At 38.6% G+C, this 24558-nt stretch carries 20 protein-coding genes; all 20 read right to left on the bottom strand.

What is annotated here, in order from left to right:
* Nucleotides 1-65: 65 nt before the first annotated feature.
* Nucleotides 66-950, bottom strand: coding sequence for a UTP--glucose-1-phosphate uridylyltransferase GalU (gene galU / locus AYI87_RS17900; RefSeq protein WP_144204038.1), 885 nt, complete (start codon nucleotides 948-950; stop codon nucleotides 66-68).
* A gap of 70 nt (nucleotides 951-1020) precedes the next feature.
* Nucleotides 1021-2064, bottom strand: coding sequence for a UDP-N-acetylglucosamine--undecaprenyl-phosphate N-acetylglucosaminephosphotransferase (gene wecA, locus AYI87_RS17895; protein ID WP_144204037.1), 1044 nt, complete (start codon nucleotides 2062-2064; stop codon nucleotides 1021-1023).
* 153 nt (nucleotides 2065-2217) lie between these two features.
* On the bottom strand, nucleotides 2218-3291 hold the full coding sequence (wecA, locus tag AYI87_RS17890) for a UDP-N-acetylglucosamine--undecaprenyl-phosphate N-acetylglucosaminephosphotransferase (RefSeq protein ID WP_144204036.1): 1074 nt from the start codon (nucleotides 3289-3291) through the stop codon (nucleotides 2218-2220).
* A 375-nt stretch (nucleotides 3292-3666) separates the two neighbouring features.
* Nucleotides 3667-4833 carry a nucleotide sugar dehydrogenase gene (locus AYI87_RS17885; protein ID WP_144204035.1) on the bottom strand — a complete coding sequence of 389 codons (1167 nt, stop codon included), beginning with the start codon at nucleotides 4831-4833 and terminating at the stop codon, nucleotides 3667-3669.
* Between the two features lie 4 nt (nucleotides 4834-4837).
* Complete coding sequence (locus AYI87_RS17880) at nucleotides 4838-6271, bottom strand: phosphomannomutase (protein WP_144204034.1); 1434 nt, start codon at nucleotides 6269-6271, stop codon at nucleotides 4838-4840.
* On the bottom strand, nucleotides 6264-7013 hold the full coding sequence (locus AYI87_RS17875; protein ID WP_144204033.1) for a WecB/TagA/CpsF family glycosyltransferase: 750 nt from the start codon (nucleotides 7011-7013) through the stop codon (nucleotides 6264-6266). Before AYI87_RS17875 ends, AYI87_RS17880 begins: the two co-directional genes overlap by 8 nt.
* A gap of 2 nt (nucleotides 7014-7015) precedes the next feature.
* Nucleotides 7016-8425: a mannose-1-phosphate guanylyltransferase/mannose-6-phosphate isomerase gene (locus AYI87_RS17870; protein WP_144204032.1), complete on the bottom strand. Its 1410-nt coding sequence runs from the start codon at nucleotides 8423-8425 to the stop codon at nucleotides 7016-7018.
* Nucleotides 8426-8436: 11 nt separating this feature from the next.
* Nucleotides 8437-8910 carry a GDP-mannose mannosyl hydrolase gene (locus tag AYI87_RS17865; RefSeq protein ID WP_144204031.1) on the bottom strand — a complete coding sequence of 158 codons (474 nt, stop codon included), beginning with the start codon at nucleotides 8908-8910 and terminating at the stop codon, nucleotides 8437-8439.
* A gap of 8 nt (nucleotides 8911-8918) precedes the next feature.
* Entirely contained in the window at nucleotides 8919-9878 is a 960-nt protein-coding gene (locus AYI87_RS17860; protein WP_144204030.1) for a GDP-L-fucose synthase family protein, read from the bottom strand.
* A 76-nt stretch (nucleotides 9879-9954) separates the two neighbouring features.
* Nucleotides 9955-11070, bottom strand: a complete 1116-nt coding sequence (gene gmd, locus AYI87_RS17855) for a GDP-mannose 4,6-dehydratase (RefSeq protein ID WP_144204029.1) — start codon at nucleotides 11068-11070, stop codon at nucleotides 9955-9957.
* Between the two features lie 8 nt (nucleotides 11071-11078).
* Nucleotides 11079-12161 carry a glycosyltransferase family 4 protein gene (locus tag AYI87_RS17850; protein ID WP_144204028.1) on the bottom strand — a complete coding sequence of 361 codons (1083 nt, stop codon included), beginning with the start codon at nucleotides 12159-12161 and terminating at the stop codon, nucleotides 11079-11081.
* A gap of 2 nt (nucleotides 12162-12163) precedes the next feature.
* On the bottom strand, nucleotides 12164-13285 hold the full coding sequence (locus AYI87_RS17845; RefSeq protein ID WP_144204027.1) for a glycosyltransferase family 4 protein: 1122 nt from the start codon (nucleotides 13283-13285) through the stop codon (nucleotides 12164-12166).
* A gap of 1 nt (nucleotide 13286) precedes the next feature.
* Nucleotides 13287-14399, bottom strand: a complete 1113-nt coding sequence (locus tag AYI87_RS17840; protein WP_144204026.1) for a glycosyltransferase — start codon at nucleotides 14397-14399, stop codon at nucleotides 13287-13289.
* On the bottom strand, nucleotides 14396-15457 hold the full coding sequence (locus AYI87_RS17835; protein ID WP_144204025.1) for a glycosyltransferase family 4 protein: 1062 nt from the start codon (nucleotides 15455-15457) through the stop codon (nucleotides 14396-14398). The genes AYI87_RS17840 and AYI87_RS17835 overlap by 4 nt, the downstream gene beginning before the upstream one ends.
* A gap of 46 nt (nucleotides 15458-15503) precedes the next feature.
* On the bottom strand, nucleotides 15504-16727 hold the full coding sequence (locus AYI87_RS17830) for an O-antigen ligase family protein (RefSeq protein ID WP_144204024.1): 1224 nt from the start codon (nucleotides 16725-16727) through the stop codon (nucleotides 15504-15506).
* A 5-nt stretch (nucleotides 16728-16732) separates the two neighbouring features.
* Nucleotides 16733-17308 carry a DapH/DapD/GlmU-related protein gene (locus AYI87_RS17825; RefSeq protein WP_144204023.1) on the bottom strand — a complete coding sequence of 192 codons (576 nt, stop codon included), beginning with the start codon at nucleotides 17306-17308 and terminating at the stop codon, nucleotides 16733-16735.
* Complete coding sequence (locus tag AYI87_RS17820) at nucleotides 17299-18585, bottom strand: lipopolysaccharide biosynthesis protein (RefSeq protein ID WP_144204022.1); 1287 nt, start codon at nucleotides 18583-18585, stop codon at nucleotides 17299-17301. The genes AYI87_RS17825 and AYI87_RS17820 overlap by 10 nt, the downstream gene beginning before the upstream one ends.
* A 624-nt stretch (nucleotides 18586-19209) precedes the next feature.
* Nucleotides 19210-20184: a Wzz/FepE/Etk N-terminal domain-containing protein gene (locus AYI87_RS17815; protein ID WP_144204021.1), complete on the bottom strand. Its 975-nt coding sequence runs from the start codon at nucleotides 20182-20184 to the stop codon at nucleotides 19210-19212.
* An 85-nt stretch (nucleotides 20185-20269) separates the two neighbouring features.
* Nucleotides 20270-23005, bottom strand: coding sequence for an SLBB domain-containing protein (locus AYI87_RS17810; protein WP_144204020.1), 2736 nt, complete (start codon nucleotides 23003-23005; stop codon nucleotides 20270-20272).
* Nucleotides 23006-23951: 946 nt separating this feature from the next.
* Nucleotides 23952-24479, bottom strand: coding sequence for a transcription/translation regulatory transformer protein RfaH (gene rfaH, locus AYI87_RS17805; RefSeq protein WP_144204019.1), 528 nt, complete (start codon nucleotides 24477-24479; stop codon nucleotides 23952-23954).
* Nucleotides 24480-24558 lie beyond the last annotated feature (79 nt).

Genomic DNA, 24558 nt, shown 5'->3' with positions numbered 1-24558 from the left:
ACTACCCTGAAATAAAAAATGCCCACTCCAGCAAGCCAAAGTGGGCATTAAAATTCTCACCTAGATTATTGTGCTAGCAAGTTCTCTAACTGCTGACGAAACTCTTTACCCAGCTTTTCATTACGTAAGCCGTATTCAACAAAAGCTGTCATATAACCGAGCTTGTCGCCGCAATCATGAGACTTACCCGTCATATTGAAGGCTTCTACAGTGTCAGATTCAATCAGCATGTCGATTGCGTCTGTCAATTGGATCTCATCCCCTGCACCTGCGGGTGTTCTAGCGAGTAAATCCCAAATTTGTTCTGACAAAACATAACGACCTACAACAGCAAGATTAGACGGGGCTTCATCTATGGCTGGTTTTTCAACCATAGCCTTTATAACTGATGATTCACCAGGTGCGATATCCACTCCACCGCAATCGGCAATCCCGTATTTATTTACTTCATCTAGAGCCACTGGCGCTACCATGATTTGGCTAGCTTGAGTCGCTTTATAATGTTTAATCATTGCCGCAAGGTTTTCTGAGCTTTGATCGGCACTATACTCATCTAAGATCACATCCGGCAGAACGACTGCGAAAGGGTTGTTGCCTATGCAAGGTTTAGCACAAAGTACGGCATGACCAAGCCCCTTAGCCTCGCCCTGACGAACATGCATAATGGTCACGTCTTTAGGGCAAATTGATTGCACCTCTTCAAGCAGCTGGCGCTTTACACGCTTCTCGAGCGTCGACTCAAGCTCATAGGAGGTATCAAAGTGGTTCTCAATAGCATTTTTACTGGCATGCGTTACCAACACAATCTCTTTCACACCAGCTGCAACACATTCATTCACTATGTATTGAATAAGTGGCTTATCAACAAGCGGCAACATCTCTTTCGGGATAGCCTTGGTCGCAGGAAGCATACGGGTGCCAAGTCCCGCTACGGGAATAACAACTTTCATAAAAATTCCGATTATATAAAACGCACAAAAAAATCCTCATGAGAGGATTTTTCCCCAATAACTCAATAAGCTAAGCTTTACGAAGCCAGGTTAATATTTGCCAAATGTGTGCTAATGCCCAGTTATAGGCCACAAAAATCGCGACAAAAACAAAAAACATAATCCATTCAGGTACATGCATCCACTCTCCGGAAATACCAATTGCAGCTAGCGCTATAGAGGCAAGAGAGATCCGTATCAGCGTTTGTTTTCGACTGTAACCCGCTCTTTCAAATATATGGTGGAGGTGATCCCGGTCTGGCTTAAAAGGTGACATCCCTTTTTTAACTCGGCGATACATGATTGCAGCCATGTCCATTAACGGTATACCAATCAAATACAGCGCAGTAACGGGGGCAAATACCTGAACATCCGCTTCAACCCCCAACACGAGCAACCATACTACCGTCAACCCAATCAACATACTCCCAGCATCGCCCATAAAGATTTTTTGAACGGTTTCAAAAGGCCATCTCAAATTGAATATCAAGTAACCAATGATTGAGCTAATGAAAAGTAGTGGAAGAATAAACCAATCATTACCAGCAGCGTAAAACAGCAAAGCCAGAGAGGTAAAGGTGACAAGACTCAACATCCCGGCTAAGCCATCAATACCATCCACCATATTGAAGGCATTAATTGCACCAATAACAGCCAATATGGTGACAAAAACACCTAAATATCCAAGCTTTAACTCAAAGAAATATGTGATATGACCCAGTGATGTAAGATAAAACCCTGCACCAAAGACCAGGATCGAAGCAGTGATCACTTGCGCCACGATTCTAACGCGGACAGACAAATCATATTTGTCGTCCAGTACCCCCAAAAACAATATCAGTGCAGCAGAAATCAAGTAAAGGTTAAATACCTGATTTTGTTCAAACACAATACTGGAAACAAGCAGGACACTACAATAAATAGCCACCCCACCAATTAACGGTATGGCGCCAACATGTGTTTTCCTTTCATTTGGTAAATCTACTAAGCCGACTTTCTCCGCAATTGGGTGAAACAACTTAATCGCAGCACACGTTAAGCAAAACACCGTCACAAACGGTATAAAGTATTCCATAAACTCTCTTCCCTAAGCCAATATAGAATGACGAGGAACCATACCGGTCCCTACCGCCAACAACTACCAGTCATACAGTATAACCTCTATATGACAAGGTAAAAACGGTTCAACATAAAACACTGTAACTTTGTACCTGAAGCCAGGCATATTTTACGATGGCTTTGTGAATTTAAACCATCGATGCATGAATGCGGTAATGCGCCAGACGTAACTTATCGCGAGATAGTACAAAGCAAATACCAACAAAAATGAGACAAACATCACAGTTTCATTAATCTCACGATACTCAGACCAAACGCCTACAGCCGCCATCATGGTCGCAATCAAACAAATCACCAATAATGATACTCTTGGCGACATGCCGACACGTTGGCAGATGTGATGCAAATGCTCTCTATCGGGCTTAAACGGTGATTGACCTTTCTTGATGCGGCGCGACATGATACACACCATATCCATTAACGGAAGCCCGATAAACCACAACGCAGTAACTGGGCGAATGACCACCTCTTGCTGATCCTGACTCGCTTCAATCAACAACCAAATAACGGTAAAACCAATAAACATACTGCCGGCATCGCCCATAAACACTTTAAAACGACGACCAAAAGGAAAGCCTAAATTCAGCAGGATATAAGGCAGCATCGCCACCATGAGCAATAAACAAAAGTGTGCTAACTCTATCTGCCCTGCACCATAAAACATATAACCCAGTGCAGCAAAGGTCACCAAAGCTAATCCACCTAACAAACCATCAATGCCATCAACCATATTAAAGGCGTTAATGGCCCCGATCACGGCAAAAATGGTCACGACGTAACTGACAAAAGTTGGTAGGATCAACGCTTCATCACCAGCAATAAAGCCTAAGTAATATAGACTCTTATAACCGATCAAAATCATCGCCATCGAAATCACTGCCTGCACCAACAAACGGGCTTTAAAGCTGAGATCAAAACGATCATCAAGCACACCTAGTACAATCAGTACCGTGGAGCAAACCATGTAAAGCATCACATTACTCGTCACATCGAACACCAAACAGATGTTCAGCATGATAGCGGTAAAGATTGAAATGCCACCAATCAATGGCACTTGGCCTACATGTAACTTGCGCTCATTAGGCTTGTCGACCAGGCCAATTTTTTTAGCTAACTTACGGTATACAAACAAAAAGACAAACGAACTTAAAAATACACTGACTACGGATAAACTGGTAGACATACTAGACTCGATGGTTTACTAAACCAAAATGATAATTAAAAGCAGGACTCATCAGGCTCCGTTAACAGAGCCTGATCTGAACCAGTATAAAAAGTATACTGAACAAAACGTCCATGTCTTTAATTTCGATTAGTTAGTCGATACTAAGACAGCTTTACATCAAACTAAACAAGAGGAAACGCAAAAACATCCCAATAGGTCACTAGGCGATTATAACGTAAAAAGTCTAACAAAATAATCAAGTAACCGTGATTTGCACAAAAAATGAGACAGTCGTGAGATTGTGTCTCAAAACCGTCTCATTCGTTCGGCATCCCATTGATTAATAGCTACAAAATAGACTAAAGCGAATAGCCTTGACTATTTGACAAATTGTTAATCTGAACCAAACAGATCTCGGGTATACACTTTATCCGCCACGTCACTCAGTTCTTCGACCATTCGATTAGAAACTATCACATCACAGCTAGACTTAAACTCAATTAAATCCTTTATCACTATAGAGTGGAAAAACTCAGACTCATTAAGCACTGGCTCATATACAACTACTTCAACCCCTTTAGCCTTAATCCGTTTCATGATCCCCTGGATACTAGATGCACGGAAGTTGTCTGAGCCAGCCTTCATTATTAAACGGTAAATCCCTACAACTTTTGGATTTCGCTTCAAAATGGAATCAGCAATGAAGTCTTTACGGGTACGATTAGCATCCACAATAGCCCCAATAATGTTATTGGGAACATCCTGATAATTGGCTAATAACTGCTTGGTATCCTTTGGCAAACAATACCCGCCATAACCGAAAGAAGGGTTGTTATAGTGATTGCCAATTCTAGGATCTAGTCCAACCCCATCAATAATTTGCCGTGAATCTAGCCCATGAGCTTCAGCATAGGAGTCCAGCTCATTAAAGTATGCGACGCGCATCGCGAGATAAGTATTCGAAAAGAGTTTTACGGCTTCAGCTTCTGTAGAGTCTGTAAATAATACTTTTACATCTTCTTTTTGTGCGCCTTCAACAAGTAACTCAGCAAAGACCTTCGCACGTTCGGATTTTTCACCTACTATAATCCTAGAAGGATATAAGTTATCGTAGAGTGCTTTACCTTCACGTAAAAACTCAGGAGAAAAAATGATATTATCACACCCCAATTCCCGTTTGATACGCTCAGTGTAACCAACTGGTACAGTAGACTTTATCACCATAATAGCTTTTGGATTGATAGCAATAACATCTCTAATAACAGTTTCTACTGAAGAAGTATTAAAGTAGTTAGTGCTAACATCATAGTCAGTGGGAGTTGCTATGATGATATAATCTGCATTTTGGTAAGCCAATTTTTTATCTATGGTTGCTGTAAAGTTTAGCGATTTATTCACTAAAAAATCTTCTATTTCAATGTCAACAATCGGAGATTGATTGCTATTTAGCATCTCTACTTTTTCGGGAATGATATCAACTGCTATAACCTCATGATTCTGAGCAAGAAGCATTGCGTTTGAAAGCCCCACGTAACCAGTACCAGCAATAGCTACTTTCATTTATTTATACCTGCATATTTTCAATATTATTTAAAATGAGTCTAACTAACTCTTGAGCACGGTTTTCCGAATCAGCTTCTACATAACAACGAAGTTCTGGTGCATTACCTGAAGGACGTATATGAACGACTTCACCATTATTCAACGTCATACGCAAACCATCTGTAACATCATGTTTAACAACATTGACATCACCTAAGCCTAATTGTGACAAAAGCTGCAACGGTTCCGATAACCCTTTTTCGATAACTAACAAGCTTTGCTCGCGAGAATAGTTCTTAATGCGATCACTGGCTGTAAAGATATGAGGTAGTTGTTTCACTAAATTAGAGATAGGTTCTTTGCCGGCCATTGCAAGAACTGCCAAAACGGGTAATATTGCATCACGTGTTGGAAGCGCGGTAAGCTTTGCACTATTAACATCAATATCTGAGCCTAAGAGAAAACCACCGTTTGCTTCAAAACCAGCAACCCTACCACTAGACTTCATGAGATGTTCAAACTCGGCGATCACATAAGGCGAACCGATCTTTGTACGCTTAACATGATTAAAAGCACCAGATGCTTCAATCGATGAGTTACAACTTACAGGAACTGCTAGCGCCTCAATATTTAAATATTGTGCAGCAAGCAAACATAAAATATCACCACGTAAATAATTGCCAGTCTCGTCTGATAATAAAGGCCTATCACCATCACCATCAGTAGAAAAGATCGCATCCAGTTGATAATCACACTGCCAATTTTTCGCCATTTCAATGTCAGCTAAACTTACAGCCTCTGTATCAATAGGCACAAAGCTATCACTTCGACCTAGAGTAACAACCGTTGCACCAAGTTTCTCAAATAGGTTTACATATAAATCTCGCCCCGCACTAGAGTGCTCATATATACCAATGCGCTTACCCTTGAGTAAATTAGCACTAAAGATACTAAGATAACGCACTAGGTAATTTTCAGTGGCCCTTCGTTGTACACTAGGTAATGGCAATACCTCAAAGCTAGGTATCACTGCGCTAACTGCTAAAATAGAGATTTCATCTTCTTTAGTGATTTCTCCGTCAGGACGATAGAATTTCAAGCCATTTCTATCAAATGGAATATGACTGCCTGTGACCATAATGGCCGGTACGCCATCTTCCATCGAAGTAACGGCTAGAGCAGGAGTAGGGATGACACCATAGTAATCAACTTCTATTCCAACTGATTTTGCAGCTGCAATACATGCCGCGGCGACATTAGGGCTGCTAGGACGGTTATCTATAGCAATGGCTAAACGCTCAAAATTAAAGCTTTTCTGCATGACTTGAATAAAAGCCAAAGAAAAAGCAGCGCATACATCCGATTTAAAGTCTATAACCAAACCACGAGCACCACTAGTACCGAAATGGATACCCGACTCTTGAATTATAATTGAGCTATCTAAAGGTTTAATCAAAACTTTTAACTCCGAACTTAACAAGTAATATTTCTAATATAAATAATGGCGTTGAAACAAAATTCCTTCTCCAAAGCCTTTTGGGCTCACCTATTAAGCGAACTAACCATTCTAGGTGTAATTTTATCCAAATAGGATGGGGGCGAACCACCGTTCCCGCATAGAAGTCAAAGACAGCCCCTATACCACTAACCATCCTAACGTCAACTTTAGATTTTATACGATGAATTAACTTTTCTTGCTTAGGAGCAGTCAATCCAACAAATAATACATCGGGCGAACACTTATTAATAGATTCTATAAAACAAGTTAAATCAGCATCAGAAAACGAATCTTTATATGGGGGGGATAAAAAATTTACAATTACATTTGGGTAATCAGTTGACGCACGTTCCGCCATGATATTTAGCACTTTATCTGAAGAACCGAGAAAAAAAACACTACCTGACTTTTCATTAAGCTGACTCATAGTCTCTGAAAACAAATCAGCACCTGCAATTTTCTTTAAATCAACTTTATTGACAAGCTTAGAGGCAAGAATGATACCACTACCGTCAGGAATCAGAACATCGCTTTCAAACAAAGCGTTACGAAATTCCTGATCACCTTTAGATTCAATATATGAATGTGGATTAATGGTATTTACTACAGATATATTTACTTGAGCAATTGCTTCACGAACAACTTGATTCACAGGTTTTCTTATAATTTCAAATCCAAATAAGCGAGTAACATCTGTCATATTTAGATTCGTCCGTATCTATCTTCAAATCGCACTATGTCGTCTTCACCTAAATAACTTCCCGACTGCACTTCAATTAACTCAAGAGGAACCTTTCCTGGGTTCTCAAGAGCATGGATTACACCGACAGGAATATAGGTCGACTGATTTTCCGTCAGTAAAATATCTTTATCACCGTTGGTCACTTTGGCTGTACCTGTTACCACAATCCAATGTTCAGCACGGTGATGGTGCATCTGAATAGATAATTTTTCACCAGGCTTTACCGTAATACGCTTCACTTGGAAACGCTCGCCATTATCAATCGAGTCATATTTACCCCAAGGGCGGTATACTTCACGGTGATGTTGCCACTCACTTCGGTTTTCGGCTTTTAGTTGCTCTACGATCTTCTTAACTTGTTGCACTTCAGACTGTTTGGCAACCAAAATCGCATCTTTGGTTTCAACCACCACGACATCATCCAAACCTATGGTCGTCACCAGTTTTTCGGCCGCATGAACATAGGTGTTACGAGTATTGAGGTTAATAACATCACCTCGGCAAGCATTACCATATTCGTCTTTATCTGATACTTCCCACAGTGCCGACCAACTTCCCACATCACTCCAGCCGCAGTCCATCGGCACAACTACCGCTTGGGCAGTTTTTTCCATCACCGAGTAATCAATCGAATCATCAGGACACGCTTCAAACGCCTTTTTATCAACACGGATAAAGTCCATATCGGCTTGTGTTGTCGCCATGGCTTGCTCACATGCACTAAATATATCGGGCCGATGGGTTTTAAGCTCAGCTAAATACGTACTGGCTTTGAATAAAAACATACCACTATTCCAGTAATATTCACCTGATGAGAGATATTCCTGAGCAGTTTCTAGATTAGGTTTTTCAACAAACTGTGCCACGCTAAAACCAGCATTATCACCTTGCACGTTGCCACGCTTGATGTAGCCGTAACCTGTTTCAGAAGCAGTGGGCACAATGCCAAAGGTTACTAACTTATCCGCTTGTGCAAACGGCAAAGCTTGCTCAACCGATGAACAAAAAGCCTCTTCGTCTTTTATTACGTGATCAGCCGCCAACACAAGTAATAGCGGATCACTACCATTTTTCAAAGCTTGTATCGCTGCTAAGGCTATTGCTGGAGCGGTATTACGTCCCGCCGGCTCTAAGATAATACCACTGGTCTGGATGGCATTAGCTCGAAACTGTTCAGCGACCGAAAAACGGTGCTCTTCATTACAAATAACCAAAGTTGGCGCATGCTCAATCCCCTTTAAACGTTGCGCGGTAGTTTGCAGCATGGAATTATTACCCAATAAGGTTAAAAACTGCTTAGGAAATTGTTGACGGGAAAGCGGCCATAAACGCGAACCAGAGCCGCCGGCCATGATGACAGGTAATATCATTATTAATCCTTTTAGAGTAAGTCAGTTGTATGATTATCAAAATACCACTTAGAGTGTTTATGGACCTTATCATTGGTCATCAATTGAGGGATATCGAACCACCGATACCCTCCGTGCTGTTCATCTAAAGGTAAATTTTCCAACTCACATTCAAGCTTCAAAATAAAGGCAATGGCCACATAGTGGGTGGTTACCTCATCACCAAACACATAGTCGTCATAAAAATGATCGAAGGGTCCCAACAGGCTTGCGTGTTCCATGGTAAACGCTTGACCGAGCTCATCTTGGGTTAAACGTTTAAAGGCATCAACTATGGTTTCATTTTTTAGTATTCGCCCTCCAGGCACAAACCAATAGTCCTTAGCGGGGCGATTTAAACGTCGCCCTAACAAAGCTTTTCCCTTCGTATTGATAACAACCAAATCAATGGAGACTAACGGCGTACTGGCAATCACCGTAGTGAAGGTGTCTTGGTCTAAGAACATCACACAGCCTACTTTCTAAAATTATCTTGGTTGGCTAAAAACCAGTCATAGGTCAATGCAAGACCTTGCTCTAATTCAATATTTGCCTGCCAACCCAAAGCCTTAAGGCGAGATACGTCCATCAGTTTGCGCGGAGCACCGTCAGGTTTAGTCTCATCAAACTGAATCTCACCTCCAAAACCAACTACTTTGGCAACCGTTTCGACAAGCTCTCTAATCGTGCAATCGACACCAGTGCCTACATTAATGTGACTTAACATAGGCTCGGTGTTTGCGTCATAGATTGCTTGCGAAAGATTCATAACATAGATAGACGCGGCGGCCATATCATCCACATGTAAAAATTCTCGCATAGGTTTGCCAGAACCCCATGCAACTACCTTCGCATCACCGTTAAGTTTGGCCTCATGGAAACGACGTAATAGTGCAGGAATAACGTGAGAGTTTTCCGGGTGAAAATTGTCGTTCTCACCATATAAGTTCGTTGGCATCACCGAGCGATAGTTGCGACCATACTGACGATTGTAAGATTCGCACATTTTAATTCCGGCGATTTTTGCTATAGCATAAGGCTCATTGGTCGGCTCTAAAGTGCCTGTCAGTAGCGCCTGCTCTGTCATCGGCTGCTCAGCCAGCTTGGGGTAGATGCACGATGATCCTAAAAACAATAAATCCTGCACGCCCGCTAAATGTGCACTGTGAATAATGTTGTTTTGAATTGTCAGGTTTTCATAAATGAATTCAGCAGGGTAAGTATTATTTGCCACAATCCCACCTACCTTGGCAGCAGAAAGGTAAACTTGGTCAATTTGCTCAGCTGCAAAAAATTTACGAACAGCTTGTTGATCAAGCAAATCAAGCTCGCTGCGGTTACGAGTAACAACCGCTACATTTTCATTATTTTGCAATTGGCGAACAATGGCCGAGCCAACCATTCCATTGTGACCCGCTACGAATATCTTCTTCATTTTCAAAACCCATTCTCTATCAAAGCAAAGAGCTGGCATTTACCAGCTCTTTGGAAACTCCATCCTAACTAAAAGCTTATTCAACCGACACACTAACGTCATATCCATGACTTTTTAGGATAGCGTGTTGTTTAGCTTTACTTAAATCGTTTTGAACCATCTCAGCACACATTTCTTCAACCGTGATTTGAGGCTCCCAACCTAACTTTTCTTTAGCTTTTGAAGGGTCACCTAATAGAGTTTCAACTTCAGCTGGGCGGAAATAACGAGGATCAACTTTAACAATCACATCACCCACCTTAAGGGTTGGCGCATTGTCACCTTCAATGGCCACAACAGTCGCAATCTCATCAACGCCTTCGCCGCTGAATTCCAATGTCACACCAAGCTCTGCTGCTGACATACGCACAAACTCACGTACCGAGATTTGCTTACCTGTTGCAATAACAAAATCTTCCGCAACATCTTGTTGTAACATCATCCACTGCATGCGCACGTAATCTTTAGCATGACCCCAGTCACGTAGGGCGTCCATGTTACCTAGGTACAAACACTTCTCTAAACCTTGAGAAATATTGGCTAAAGCGCGAGTAATTTTACGAGTAACAAAAGTCTCTCCGCGACGAGGCGATTCATGATTAAACAAAATACCGTTACAAGCATACATGCCATATGACTCACGGTAATTTACAACAATCCAGTAAGCATACATTTTGGCGACAGCATAAGGCGATCGCGGGTGGAATGGTGTGGTTTCTTTTTGAGGAATTTCTTGTACTTCACCGTAAAGTTCAGAGGTCGAAGCTTGATAAAACTTAGTTTTCTTCTCCATACCTAAAAAACGAATGGCTTCTAACAGGCGCAAAGTACCCATAGCGTCGACATCAGCAGTGTATTCAGGAGCCTCAAAAGAAACCGCTACATGAGATTGAGCACCTAAATTATAAACTTCATCGGGTTGGACTTCTTTAAGGATACGAGTCAAATTTGAAGTATCAGTTAAATCGCCATAATGTAAAAAAAAGTTCGGGTTTGATTCATGACGATCTTGATATATATGATCGACACGTTCGGTATTAAAAGAAGAAGCCCGACGTTTAATCCCGTGAACCTCATACCCCTTTTCCAATAAAAACTCAGCCAGATAAGATCCATCTTGACCAGTTACACCAGTTATTAATGCCTTTTTCATAAAATATCTCAACAAAAAACTTTGACAAAATTAGCTTCGAACTTCTCTAATGTATAATTATCATTAAACATCTTAACACAAGACTCAGAATACGAAATCTTCCCCGCATTCAACAATCTTGGTAAATATTCATCAAACTGTTCAAAAGAGCATGAAGCGCCGACGGTTTGATTAACCATATCTGGTATCCCACCAACATTAGTCGCGAGAATAGGGACACCGCAATATAGAGATTCTATAATAGTAAGAGGCTGAGCCTCACTAAAACTCGGTAAAATATAAAGATCACAACTAGACAGTACGCGAAATTTTTCAACACCTGAAATAAAACCATGATACTCCACACGGTCACCGTACTCTTCTATAACTTCGTTCAATGACCGGTGTGAATTCTCTCCTACAGTTTTACCAAGGATTACAAACTGACAATCAGGATATTTCGGAATTAGAGACAAAAATCGGAAAAACCCCTTACTTTCCATTAAGTGCCCAATAAAAATCAGCCGATGAGAATAAGAGGAATAACTAGACCACCTTTTAGGCTTTCTAACAGAGTCTTCAATAAAAGCGGAATCCTCAATAAATAAACAATTCGAAAAAACAACTACATTTTTATTCTTCAAAACCAAAAAGTTTTCCCTCAAACTTTCTGTCAAACAAAGTATAGTAAACTCAGCAGTTATATACGTCCATATTATTTTTAGAAAACTATTTGACATCAATTTAGCTGGGAGCATATGAATATGGCAAATTATTTTTGCGCCAAAGAGGAACCGATAAAAAGAAAAAATAAACAAAAAAATGAAATCACGGTATATAGCAAAACCGTTAAGAGCAGGTGTAAAATAAACAACCTTAGGCCTAAAAACAAACAATCTAAATACAACCGCAAAATAAAGCTTGAAAATATTAAAGAATTTATAAAAGTTCAAACCGCCTATATCTTCAACTGTAGATGATGAAGATAAATTATAAAAGAAGAATGATTGAAAATGTTTCTCCACTAACTTTACGACCTGATCTCCAACCATTGAAGCACCATGACTAGGAGGACCAAAATGAAAAACACCTAAAAAAGATTCATTTCGCATCACTACTCCAGTAAGCTTTCATAAATAGAACAATAAGAATCGATCATTTTTTGAACGCCGAACTTAGACTTTGAAAACTCAAATAATTCAAGACCTAATAGACTTTTATCAAATCGTCCATCTAAAATATCTTTTAACAAATTAGATAATTGAAAAAAATTATCAGTATCGAAAATCAATGGCCAATTACTAGGTATTGTCTCATTTAAGCCTGGAGAATCAGCTACAATAATAGGGATCTTACAAGATGCAGCTTCTATTGCGACCAACGGCAACCCTTCAAATCTCGAGGGCATCACGATAAAATCATAGGCTTTAAACTTACTTACTATATTCTTATCGGGAGGGAATACTTTCAAATTAATATTCTTTAACTTAGCAGACAAAATAATATCCACATCTTCACCTGAACCATAAAAATCAACATTAACATTACTATCTCTGTCTAGGCTACAAGATAACTCTTTTAAAGCTTTAATGAAAACATCAACTCCTTTTTGGTAAACGAATCTACCGACAAAAAGCAAAGACAATGAGTTAACTTTAGATAAATAACTAAAATCAACATCATCTTGAAAATTAACTCCATTGTAGATTAGATGTCTATTTTTAGATGGCTCATATCCGCATCTACTTCTTAATTCCAAATAAGAAGATTCTACTGCTTTAGAAATAAGAACAACATGATCATCAACAAAACCACTTTCAACCACTTTAGGAATGAATCTACGCTTTGACCACAACTCGGTATTATGTATGGTTCTGACCACCTTAATGTCAAAACGAAAAAGAATTTTTAAAATTCTAATAGCTAAAGAAACAATGAAATCAGGTATATCACTATGACAGTGAACAATACGAATATTATTTCGCTTGATAAATAAAGCCAGTGAAAAGGACGCTTGAGCAAATGAAAAAACACTCTTTTTACTAGAAAGTTCAAACCAAGTTATTCCTGATTCATTTAAATCCGACTTTAAACTTTCCGAGAATGCATCATCACGCCCAAAAACAGATGCTATAGAACATGAAATGTTATTTTTTTTTGAAAATTTAGCTATATCTATAGCAACCTTTTCCGCACCACCTAATTGAAATGATGATATTACGTGTACTACATCCAATTTAATTCAACACCTTTAGAAAAATATCATTAAATTCCTTTGCTCGATTTTCCAGTGTTAATTCATCAACACTAAACCTAGCATCTCTTTGCATGAATGCAATGTTATCAATCAAGTCAATGACTATTCTAGAGTCAATTGAACTAGGATCGATCAAATAGCCATTAAATCCATCTTTTATAAGTGATGAGGCACCTGTTTTATCAGAGCATAAAACTGGAAGGCCACTTGCTAGAGCTTCTACAACAACGAATCCATACTGATCATACAAAGATGGAAAAATGAAAAAGTCAGATGATTTAAAGTATTCGATTAAATAATCCCCTTCCTTTCTTCCTACGAAAGTAACTTTATCTGAAATACCTAAATTTTTGACAGCTTCGAAATAACCGTCAAGTTCAGGACCTTCACCTACTACGACATAATGCAGATTGCTTGATTCTCTTAAAATACTAAAACCAATACTAGCATTCTTTTTCGTAGTCAACCCGCCAACACTAAGCATTATTTTCGAAAATAAAGGAAGATTGAGGCGATGTCTTAATGCAGTCTTATCTTCAAGACTATCAAATTTCAAATTCCAACTACTTATATCGATTGTCTGAAACGATTCAAAAATCTTAGAATGATTTACGCCTAAAGACAAAAGGTATTTTGAAGTAAGCGAAGAGCAAGATATAAAGCCATCAACATTACGGCATAAAAGTTTCCGTTGAAAACTTCTCATTGCAGAGACATTCTTTTCAGTAAACTCATTTGCATCAGTAATAATGATTAACTTGAATCCTTTAATCTTACGAGTTAACGCAGCAACAATAGAGGGGAGCCAAAAAGCAACACTAATGACAATATCGTATCTATTTTTTATTATATCACCAACGAAGTCATAACTTACCTGATTAAGAATTGAATCACTACCTTCCCCATAAACTTTAAATTCAAATTTCTTATGTATAGATTTCAAATTTCCTACTGTCCAAGAAACATGATCAGATGGAAACTCTCCGAATTGAAAAACATCGATTTCACAATAATCAGATAATAAATTATAAAGATGATAATTAACGGGATACATCGGAGGATGTAAAATTGCAATTTTCAGTTTTGGCTTCATATGATCTCTCTATAAACATTCTTATAAGAAAGCACATAATTTTTAATAGAAAAATATTCTTCCGCTCTATTTTTTGCTTTATCTGCCAAAAGCGTTCTCAAGCTATCATCATTATACAATTTAAATATTGCAGCTACCCAAGAATCGACATCCTTTGGGGAAACTAGTATGCCACATTTATCCGCCAACAATTCAGGCATTGCGCCAGCTTTAGATGCAATAACAGCCTTACCTGCAATCATTGCTTCAGCAACAGAAATGCCAAAGCCTTCAGCAAAAGCGGGATGTAGATATATATCTGCTTTTTCCAAATAGCCACCTATATTGCTTAGATAACCATGTAATGTTATGCTTCCTCCCAAATTAAATCGATTTATCATATCCTTCAGAACCGGCTTAAGAGGCCCATCACCAATAATATCCAAATCAATATCGAGGTTGTATTTATTAACTAAAACATATGTAGCCTCAATCAAAACGGATACATTTTTCCATTCAGTTAATCCACCTACATATAGCATACTGAAACGAATTTTAGGTAAACCAGACTCAACACAACGTTTGTTGGTTCCATTATAAATGACATATTTTTTAATTTCAGGCTTGGCTATTTGAGGATACTGCTTTAACTTTTCTGATTTAACATAATTTGAAACAAAAACAAACGCGTCAACTTTTCTATATATAAAATTAAGTAAGAATTTATACCGCTGAGCGTCAAAAGGTCCTACAAAAGAAACAACCAATTTAACTTTAGGCCTAAATAACTTAACCAAACCACATATCATTTCCCCCATTGGGAACTGTGTATGTATAACGTTAATGGAATTTTCATCTACAATTCTTAATAAACAAGACAGATGTTTAAATAAGTTTCTTTTATAAAACCCCTCATAAACTCTAGCACCAGCTTGTTCAAACAAATACTTGAATTGTAAATTATCATTTTCGTAAAGATACAGATAAGATTTAAAATCACCATTCCCAATAAGATCTAAAGTTTTCTTAGGGGTACCACCGTAGATGTTACAGCTAGATAATACATACAAAATATTCATGATAAATTAAATTTCGTTAATATTGAATAATACAATAATAGAAACACTAAAGTATAAGCTTTCTATTGGAATTTTTTTTGCCAGTTAATATAAAGATCAATGAAAAAAGAATCATTAGAATCCCATGGTTATATGAAAGCAAAGACCAGGTCAACAAAGATGGAATGTAAAGGGCTAAGAAATAGACGAATATCTTTTCGCTGACACCAAACTTTAAAAGTTTATAACAAAATCTAGCATAAACAACTAAAGAGAGAAGCGATAATATAACTCCAAATCTTATCGACATGTCTAAATAACCAGAATCTACAGTTCCCATTCTTTTGTCATGTAGTCCAACGGATTTCTCGCTAAACGCTTTTCCTAGTTTACTATCTTCATGAACAAACCCATATCCAAAATAAGGATTATCAAGAATGTAATCTATACGCACTGCGGATATGACCAATCTAGACTCTATAGATGCGCTATGTAAATTGTTAAAAGATGTATTTAATAAAATCAAAACAGAGCTACTAAAAAAAACACTAATAACAATAATTTTGAAATAATCCTTTAAGTTAAAATACAGACTTAGGATAACTGAAATGATCGTCATATATAAAACAACACTGTGAGACTGTATTATTAAAGCAATAAAAAAAACTGCTAACAACAAATATCTCAAACCCTTAGGCGTCGAGACTCTGTTGCATAACAACAATGCAACACCTATAAATATATAATGTATAATAGGTATATGAATTGTGTTAGAAAAATCAATTACACCATCAGGCCGAACAGGCAAGTAACCAGGTGGATTAAAATTAAAAATCAATGCCAAAAACAAATAAACAGAATAGATAACACCAACCATCAAAAAAAGATAACTAAAATAATTTATTTTTATTTTTTTAATATTTATAATGAGATGAATTATTAATAGACAACTCAACATTTGCTTGCCATCAACGATCCCTAGAGCTAATTGATTGCCATTATTATAAGAAACAAACACCCCATAAATAAATAGTAAAACCATAAACAAAGGAAAAACAAATAATCCCAGCACTCGTTTCTCTATTCTTGAAATAAAAATCAGCGGAATAACAGAAAGACTACAGCAAAATATTATATTCTCTGGAGTTACTTGCCCGAAAATATCGTTAGAAATTATTCCAAACCAAGAAGTCGACGCCAATAAAATAATAACATAAAAGGAATTAATGAAAAATTTTGCTACTAAAGCAAAAAACATTACCATTATCATCAATGATGTTAGTGTTATCATATTATCTAGCTTATAGTCTTATATGAACCGCCAGACTCTAAAACAACTATATTCCTCTTAGAGACATCTCCTCTTCCAGATGCTATTTTATTACTAGAAATGTTTTTAGTAATAGTCGAGTTTGCCCCAATAATAACATCATCACCAATTACAACAGGACCTCCTATAACGGAATTTGCTGAAACCATAACCCGACTCCCAATTATTGGTAATTTTTGAGTAATATCATTATCTAATATCATTGTTTTTTTGAAGTTACCACCTATGGTTACATTTTGCCCTATGTGAACATGCTCACCTATCACAACTCCGTTAGCGATGATAATATTCATTGGGTGTGGCAAAAAAAAATACCCTCCAATTTCCACATTACTTCCTATTTCTATATTTTTTCTCCTCAAATAATATGTACAGATCTTTTTAACGAAGTAGTTACACTTAAGACATCTAATCGCGACATGCACTCTAACACTTCTAAACATCACAACAAATAGTAGCTTTTTAAAAAAACCACATTTACCATTTTTTTTCAAAATACCAGACTGAACTAAATCTGTAACAATCAAATCACTTATTGACAATTGTTCCCCCTCTTCATTCTATTTATGTAGATATAGAAATAAATTATTATCGTTAATGAACTTATAAAAGTAGACAATGCATAAAGAACTATAGGTTCATCATAATCTACTATGTATAATGTCAAAAATATTAATGTAAAGTTCAAAATCGGTACTAGCGCCTTTAAATAAAATGAAACTTTTATCATCCCTTGCCCTAATAGGGCTCGATAAAATGGTTCTGAAACAGACATAAAACCGACACCAGCTATCAAAATCATAGTGTATCTGAACAAATCACCATCATGATTATCATCTATAATCTTACACAAATATTCACCAAAAAGGATAAATGAGCATAATCCTAAAATATATAAGATGAAAACAGTAACAGCACTTTTTGAAGCAATCTGCCTTATTCTATTGAAGTTACCGTTTATTTCCGCACTGGAGAATACCGCTAACAAAGGTTGACTAATACTATTAAGAAAACTTATCGCCAACATAGTTACTTTCATTGCAATATCAAACACACCTAACATTGCAGCCCCACCATAAAAACTAGAAATAACATATTTATTAATGGGTATTACAGCAGTGTTAATGACACCTATATTAAAAAAACCAATCGAAACATTAAAAACACTTTTCACGTCCTTCATTTTAAATGGTAGAACACTACCCTTTAACAATGGATTAGACTTAAACACCAAATATGTCAAAATAATCAAAGATGTAATAACTGGACTTAAAAATAAAAATGCATTAAAAGTTTCAAAAATAGAGAAAAAAAGAAGAAGTAGCGTCAATAATATCGATGAACTCATCTGCGCTAAATTAACAATATCAACCCTAAAGTGCGCTTCTAGAAACCCATAATATGTAGAAATATGTAGCATTAAAATAAAATATAAAAAAGCGTATAACTCTAGCAAATCGCTATCAAATTCGTTTGTAAACCCAAATGGATTAACGCCTATTTCTCTACATAGAATAAGTACTCCTCCACAAACCAAGCAAATAATTAAGTTAAGACCAATAGCTCCAAAAAGTACTTTAGATGACTGGGTATTATTTTTTCCAATCATGTAAACGATAGCCTTTGGCACACCGAGATCTAAAACTCCAGTGGCGCCACCAAAAATCATAACTAATGAAATCAAACCATAATTTTCCATACCTATTTTATTAATAATAATAGGTAGAGAAATTATAGTTAAACAGCTAACAACAATTGTTTTTATTGTTCCAGTTTTGAATGCTTTTAATATATATGTTTTTATCTCTTCGTTTTTCATTTTTACCTGAAACAATTAACAGTGATCACCAAAAAATTATTGAAATAACTTTTATTGGTTAATGTCAGCTACATATGTTGTAGCGCTAGAGTTGTAATGTAATTTGCTGAAATACTACTTAATAACTGAAGTCACATTCGCAAGAACAGTTATAATTTATTATAATTGCTCTGTAAATTTTTCAGGTTAAAACTACACATTGAGATTGTTTAATGCTATAGGTTCTGCTTTCTCCCCATCAATATTAATGGTAAATTGAGTTGCATTCCATTGATACAACACATCAATTCTTAATCAGAACTTTGATTAACGTAAATGTCAATTAATTTTCAGCCTAAACATTTTGTTAGAACAGTCAATTGGTGATTTTATTTTACGTAAAATAAAACCTTATGACTTTGTTACTATAATTATATAGAAAATGGTTTTATTATTTTAACTTGATTAGATCAACATAACCCTTTTAAAGCAAAATGCAGGATTTCACTTTTGCATCTCAAACTTTCAAACGCACCTGAGACATTTTTATCCATTTTGAGACAATCGAATCTTCGTTATCCCTTGCAGAACCTAGGTTTTACCGTTTTTTCAAAAACGGTCCCAATAGGCCCTTAAATTTTTTATCTAACTTTCTTTTCTTACGAAATGTCTTATAAGAACCAGCATTACAGCTAACATACCACCTAGCATGGTCCCCAATACACAGATAAGTGCACGTTTGGGTTTAGCCTTTTCTTCAGGCGCTAAAGCTGGATCGATTGTTTTAAATACATATTCATCACGTACTTCAGCAAACATAATGGTTTTAGCTTGCTCTTCAATCAGTTTGTATAAGATAGTCCGGATATCTGCTACATTAGTTTGTGCAATTTGCTTGTTTAAAAAGTCACTACTTCGGATAGCCTCTGCTACATCACGCTCTTTCATGACTTTGTTGATATCTTCAACTAGCCAATTAACCCATTGCTGAGCTATCGCAGGCGACAAATGCTCAACAGATATGGTTACCATGCCAGTATCCTTTGCAGAATTAACGCTAACTACCTTACTAAATTCTTTGTAGGCTTCCTGCATTGAAGGTTCAGGCTTAAAAGGGGCTTTAACTTCTCTTACCCATTTTTTTGATTCAACATCATATAAGTCATTGTCATATACAATGCTGTTATCGCCCATGTTCCATTTTTCTGCGGCCATCAAATCAGGCAACAGATTGTGCTTTTTAATAAAATCACTCGCAAACTGGCGTGATTTCATCACCTCAATGGCCATCTGAGTCTTATCAACGCCACCGCCGCTACCTAAGTTAATACCAGCCATACTCGCTAAGCCGCCAAACTGAGAAGCTAAAGCACTTAAACCGCCTCCTTGCTCCTCGCTTGCGGGGGCTAAAAGCGCTTCTGACTTATAAATATTTGGCTGCATAATGGCAAAAATAACCGAGCCTATGGCAAATACGGCCGTTATTGCAACAATTAGCCATTTGGCTTGCCAGATAACAGAAAACAGCTCTCTAAGGTCTATTTCATCATTAGCTTGTTGTACTTGAGCGCGCAGATCGGAAAATTGGGCATCGCCGTAGTTTTTTATCTCGGTGGACATAGAATTTGTGTCTCTGAGTCTCATTATCCTAAGAAGAAACAAAGCACTTCGATAACTAAGCTCATCAAAGTGCTCATATGAAAGCCTATAACTTGGCAATCGTGGCCAATGCAACGGCGCTGTTATAAATAATGCCGGTAACCTGGGTCCAGAGTGTAAGGTTATCTTTATACTCTGTATCCAGCGGAACAATAATAGTGTCACCAGGATTGAGCTCGGTATTGCTGCTAAACCACATTGAACGATTTGGCAGCAGAACTGAACCATTTGCCTTAATAATGTAGGTTCTATCTTCATCGGCGCTCTCTCTGGCGCCACCAGACATCTCAAGATACTGATCTAACGTTAAGCCTTCTTTAAACCTATGAGTTGCGGCATGCTGCACCTCACCCATTACCGCAATCGTCTGCTTAACTGAAGGCACATAGAGAATATCTTGATCTTCAAGCTGAATATCGGCTTGTTCGATACCAATTGATATAGCAGACAAATCAACAACCAAACGGCCTACCGCCTTGATGTTTTCAAGGTCAGTGAGCATCATTTTAGCATCGCTATAATTCACCACATTGCCATCTTTGGAAACGCCACGAGTGGCAATGTCACGGCGCAGTTGGTCGGCAAGCTTCTTAATTTCAAGCTGCTCTTGTTGACGTACTGACTCACGAACAAACACAGAAGAAGGTAAATAGGCATACTGAGTAAAACCACCCGCACGGTCGATCACATCGGCAAGCGTTTCACCACGACGAATGTTATACATACCGGGGAACTTGACCTCACCACGAATCTCAACAGCCTTATTTTCCTGCCAGTCAGGTGTTGTCATTACCGTTAAGATGTCTCTGGAACTTAACGCCACATTGGCACTATCAATCCCTGCCAATGCGTCATCTAAATTAACACTTGAATGGTTAACGCTAGACTCTTCGCTTCCAATTACCGTGGTGGTCAATTCTGCTCGAGCCGTATACGCGCCTTCAACTAATCCACCCGCAGCAACGACTAAGTCTTTAACCTTGGCCCCTTGAGAAAGGGGATACACACCAGGATGACGTACCTTACCGCTGATGGCGACGACTTGCGTGCCTTTATCTGAGTTACCTTGAGCAGCTAGCTGTGCAACAACAGGATAAAGCAGCTCACTACGATTCATAGATCCACTGAGCTTAATAAGCTCTTTATCATCAAATAAGTTAGCCAACATCTTATTGACCTCACCTTTGACAATCTGCTCTTTATCATCAGGCACTTCCTTAGCCACAACGACGCCACCAATTTGACTACGCTCTGAAAGTTGCATCTTATCAAGCTGTGAGAAGCCTGCCTTAAACAGATCGTTACCCACAAGGCTATCACCCGTAAGCGAAGTGACCTTTTTAACTCTTTGTTTAACCAATTTATTTAGTTCATAACGATTTTGAGTATCATCGCTATAATTGAACAGCATGACCTTATCACGAGGGGCTAATAACAAATCTTGCGTGAGATCTTTTTCGGCAATCGCGCGACTAGGAGAGAATTGAAGTACCTTAACCTTTCCGTAGCGATTCACCTCTCTCACAATGATCGCATAATTGAGATCGGCTGAAATCGAAAGATCGCCCCAAAGTGATGGCAGAAGATCGCTAACTTTTTGGCCATCAAACCATTGGTATTTTCCTGGTCGAACGACAGCACCTACCAGGGTAATGGCATCTTCAAACTGACCAGAGGCATTTTTTACGCGAATAAAATCGCCCGCTTGCGCCTTTGTTGATTTACCTTGAGTAGAAGTTAAATCGACATTCACGATACTGCGAAGGCCATTACTATTATATCGCTCTATACTGCTGCTCTTTGGATAGGCACCGGGTTTCACGCCAGCTGCCATCGCGACAATATCGGCAACCGTCTCATTACGTTTCAACTCATAGATTGCAGGACGACGCACTTCGCCAGTAATACTTACGAGTCCACCTACAGGGGGAATAAACACTACATCGCCAGAGCGCAAACGTATGTCACCCGACGCATCACCTCGCATCAGTAGATCGTACAGATCCATGCTGCCGACTAGCTTGCCATTACGCTTGACTTGAATGTTACGCAGCGAGCCAATTTCATTAACGCCACCTGCGACAAATAATGCTTGAGTAATAGTAGACAAGCTCGAGACGGTATAAGAACCGGGTTTATAGGCATCACCTGCGATAAAGATACGAATAGAGCGCAGCTCACCCATGGTAATATTTGACTCGATGCCAATCATCTGCTGAGAAATGCGATAACTGAGCGCATCCCTCAACTCTGCAAAGCTTAAGCCAGCAACCGAAATAGGCCCAAGCTCAGGAAATTGAATAACCCCTTCACGATTAATGACTAGGTCATATTCTTTATTCTCTTTACCAAAGAGCTGCACCTTAATGCCGTCACCAGGACCCACGAGGTACTCAGCCGGCACAGGGACATCTGAGACAGGCGCAAAAGTGGTAGGTTCGCCTTGAAACAATTCATAACCGAAGCGCTTCAGCTGACTTTTCTGCTTATCTTGTGAAAAGTTAAATGCACTCGCAGCCTCAGCAGAATGATCAACTACTTTATTAGTTGCTCGTGGTTGCACGACTTGAGGGGTATCAAGCTTTTGCTGCGAAGCGTTGCCCCCACCAAGCATTGCCGGATCAATGCCATACTGACGCGCTAATCGCTGCTGCTCCGAAGCAGGTAGATTTTTAAACTGCTCTATCATTTGCGGCGAAGGCGTGATCGCCTGAGCCTGAGTCCCCATCAAAAATAGGGCTGCAACCGCCGTTATTATGATTTTTTTGGTTCGTTGTAACACCGATAATCTCCGTTGATAAGGGCAAGGTTTAAATATTGATTCGAGTTTTAAATTTTTAATCTGTACATATGAAGCGATAAGTTTTAAGACTCAAGACTCAAGTCATGAGTTCAAGGCAAACGCGAGCTTTCAGTCAATATGGCAAGTCGCGTTGCTACAAAATAAAGCTGTAACCAATAGCTTCAAGCAGTTACTTTCGAGCAACTATCGCCCCGTGTGGCGGCGATCTGACTCAGTACATCCTGTACTTCGCTCTTCGAGCAAGCTAAAGCTGTTAATGATTGTTCCTGACAATCATTTTCGGCTATCGCTTAACGAATACTATCTCAGAATGCTCAGTTTTCATTCGATGCGTTGCAGACACTCTACCGACCCGCGTGGCGGCGACCTGACTCAGTACACCCTGTACTTCACTCTTCGAGCCAGCTAAAGCTGTTAAAGATTGTTCCTGACAATCATTTTCGGCTCGGCTATCGCTTGACGAATACTATCTCAAAATGCTTCATGTTCATTCGATGCCCTGCGGGCACGCTACCGCCCATAGGTTGCGGCTCCCAACATGCCCTTCGCTTGTGCGAAACATCAGATTTTTACTTCGTTTTGTCAAAAACACTTTGGTTAAGTTGCCTAGCAAACAGACACATTAAACAAAGCATTTTTGTACTATCTTGTAGCAAAGCGACTCATTGTAATGGAACAGCGTGACAAATACTGTTCACATATACGTCAATCGATTCTAAAAAGTGCTATGCTTAATGTAAAAACACATAAGTGACACGAGAATGCCACTTTCGCCTATTCTTGCATTACTTTTCTGGCCAAATTATCAACAAATCACACAGATAAAAATTCACCTTAGAATCGTTTATGGCAGATCTCTTACAAGCGATAACGTCAATAGCCTACTTCCTTAACGCTAAATGAAGCTTATTTCACCTCGATTAAATCAAACAGCCTTAATACTGACTCTGGGTACCGACACCTTCTTCTGCTGTCCCATGATCTCGAACAGTATGTGACAGCGCTTGTCTCCACTCTCTTCTTCAAATATGCCTTCGAGATCCTTAAATGGCCCATCGATGAACTTTACCTTTTCACCAACTACCAAAGCAGGCTCATCATTTTCGCCTGGTAACTCATCACTCGATAATTGCAACGCGTTAAGCAGCTTGGCCTCACGCATCTTAATGGAATGCACTATGGCATCGTCGATCGCCGTCATCTCTTCTCGGCAGCCTATGATTCGAGACACGCCTCGTGTCGAGTGAATCTTACTTACGCTGATCTCTAGCGGGTCGAAATAGATAAACAGGTAACAGGGAAATAGTGGTAGACGTTTTACGCTAGTCTTACCGGACTTAGTGATCTGTTGCGGGAGAGTGGGCAAGTAGGTCTCTATCTGTTGCAATGCAAGATTTTGCTGCGCGCGCGTTTCGCTGCGAGGTTTGCAATACACAAGATACCAAGACTTCATAATTTCCTTAAAAACCTAGTTTTATCGTTAGCTAACACTTAATAACCGCTATGACAGAAACCACTGCGGACTTACTTTC

Origin of the sequence: Shewanella sp. KCT, from assembly GCF_007636505.1 — a bacterium.
Lineage (GTDB): Bacteria > Pseudomonadota > Gammaproteobacteria > Enterobacterales > Shewanellaceae > Shewanella > Shewanella halotolerans.
Note: the sequence above shows the minus strand (reverse complement) of the source record. Positions and strands in the feature narration are given on the sequence as shown.

What these genes read in the sequence shown, in the direction of transcription:
- wecA (WP_144204037.1), bottom strand. Translation starts at nt 2,064, where the DNA reads ATGGAATACTTTATACCGTTTGTGACGGTGTTTTGCTTAACGTGTGCT.
- AYI87_RS17870 (WP_144204032.1), bottom strand. Translation starts at nt 8,425, where the DNA reads ATGATATTACCTGTCATCATGGCCGGCGGCTCTGGTTCGCGTTTATGG.
- AYI87_RS17875 (WP_144204033.1), bottom strand. Translation starts at nt 7,013, where the DNA reads ATGACAGATGTTACTCGCTTATTTGGATTTGAAATTATAAGAAAACCT.
- wecA (WP_144204036.1), bottom strand. Translation starts at nt 3,291, where the DNA reads ATGTCTACCAGTTTATCCGTAGTCAGTGTATTTTTAAGTTCGTTTGTC.
- AYI87_RS17860 (WP_144204030.1), bottom strand. Translation starts at nt 9,878, where the DNA reads ATGAAGAAGATATTCGTAGCGGGTCACAATGGAATGGTTGGCTCGGCC.
- galU (WP_144204038.1), bottom strand. Translation starts at nt 950, where the DNA reads ATGAAAGTTGTTATTCCCGTAGCGGGACTTGGCACCCGTATGCTTCCT.
- rfaH (WP_144204019.1), bottom strand. Translation starts at nt 24,479, where the DNA reads ATGAAGTCTTGGTATCTTGTGTATTGCAAACCTCGCAGCGAAACGCGC.
- AYI87_RS17885 (WP_144204035.1), bottom strand. Translation starts at nt 4,833, where the DNA reads ATGAAAGTAGCTATTGCTGGTACTGGTTACGTGGGGCTTTCAAACGCA.
- AYI87_RS17865 (WP_144204031.1), bottom strand. Translation starts at nt 8,910, where the DNA reads ATGTTCTTAGACCAAGACACCTTCACTACGGTGATTGCCAGTACGCCG.
- AYI87_RS17835 (WP_144204025.1), bottom strand. Translation starts at nt 15,457, where the DNA reads ATGAATATTTTGTATGTATTATCTAGCTGTAACATCTACGGTGGTACC.
- AYI87_RS17840 (WP_144204026.1), bottom strand. Translation starts at nt 14,399, where the DNA reads ATGAAGCCAAAACTGAAAATTGCAATTTTACATCCTCCGATGTATCCC.
- gmd (WP_144204029.1), bottom strand. Translation starts at nt 11,070, where the DNA reads ATGAAAAAGGCATTAATAACTGGTGTAACTGGTCAAGATGGATCTTAT.
- AYI87_RS17850 (WP_144204028.1), bottom strand. Translation starts at nt 12,161, where the DNA reads ATGCGAAATGAATCTTTTTTAGGTGTTTTTCATTTTGGTCCTCCTAGT.
- AYI87_RS17815 (WP_144204021.1), bottom strand. Translation starts at nt 20,184, where the DNA reads ATGTCCACCGAGATAAAAAACTACGGCGATGCCCAATTTTCCGATCTG.
- AYI87_RS17830 (WP_144204024.1), bottom strand. Translation starts at nt 16,727, where the DNA reads ATGATAACACTAACATCATTGATGATAATGGTAATGTTTTTTGCTTTA.
- AYI87_RS17820 (WP_144204022.1), bottom strand. Translation starts at nt 18,585, where the DNA reads ATGAAAAACGAAGAGATAAAAACATATATATTAAAAGCATTCAAAACT.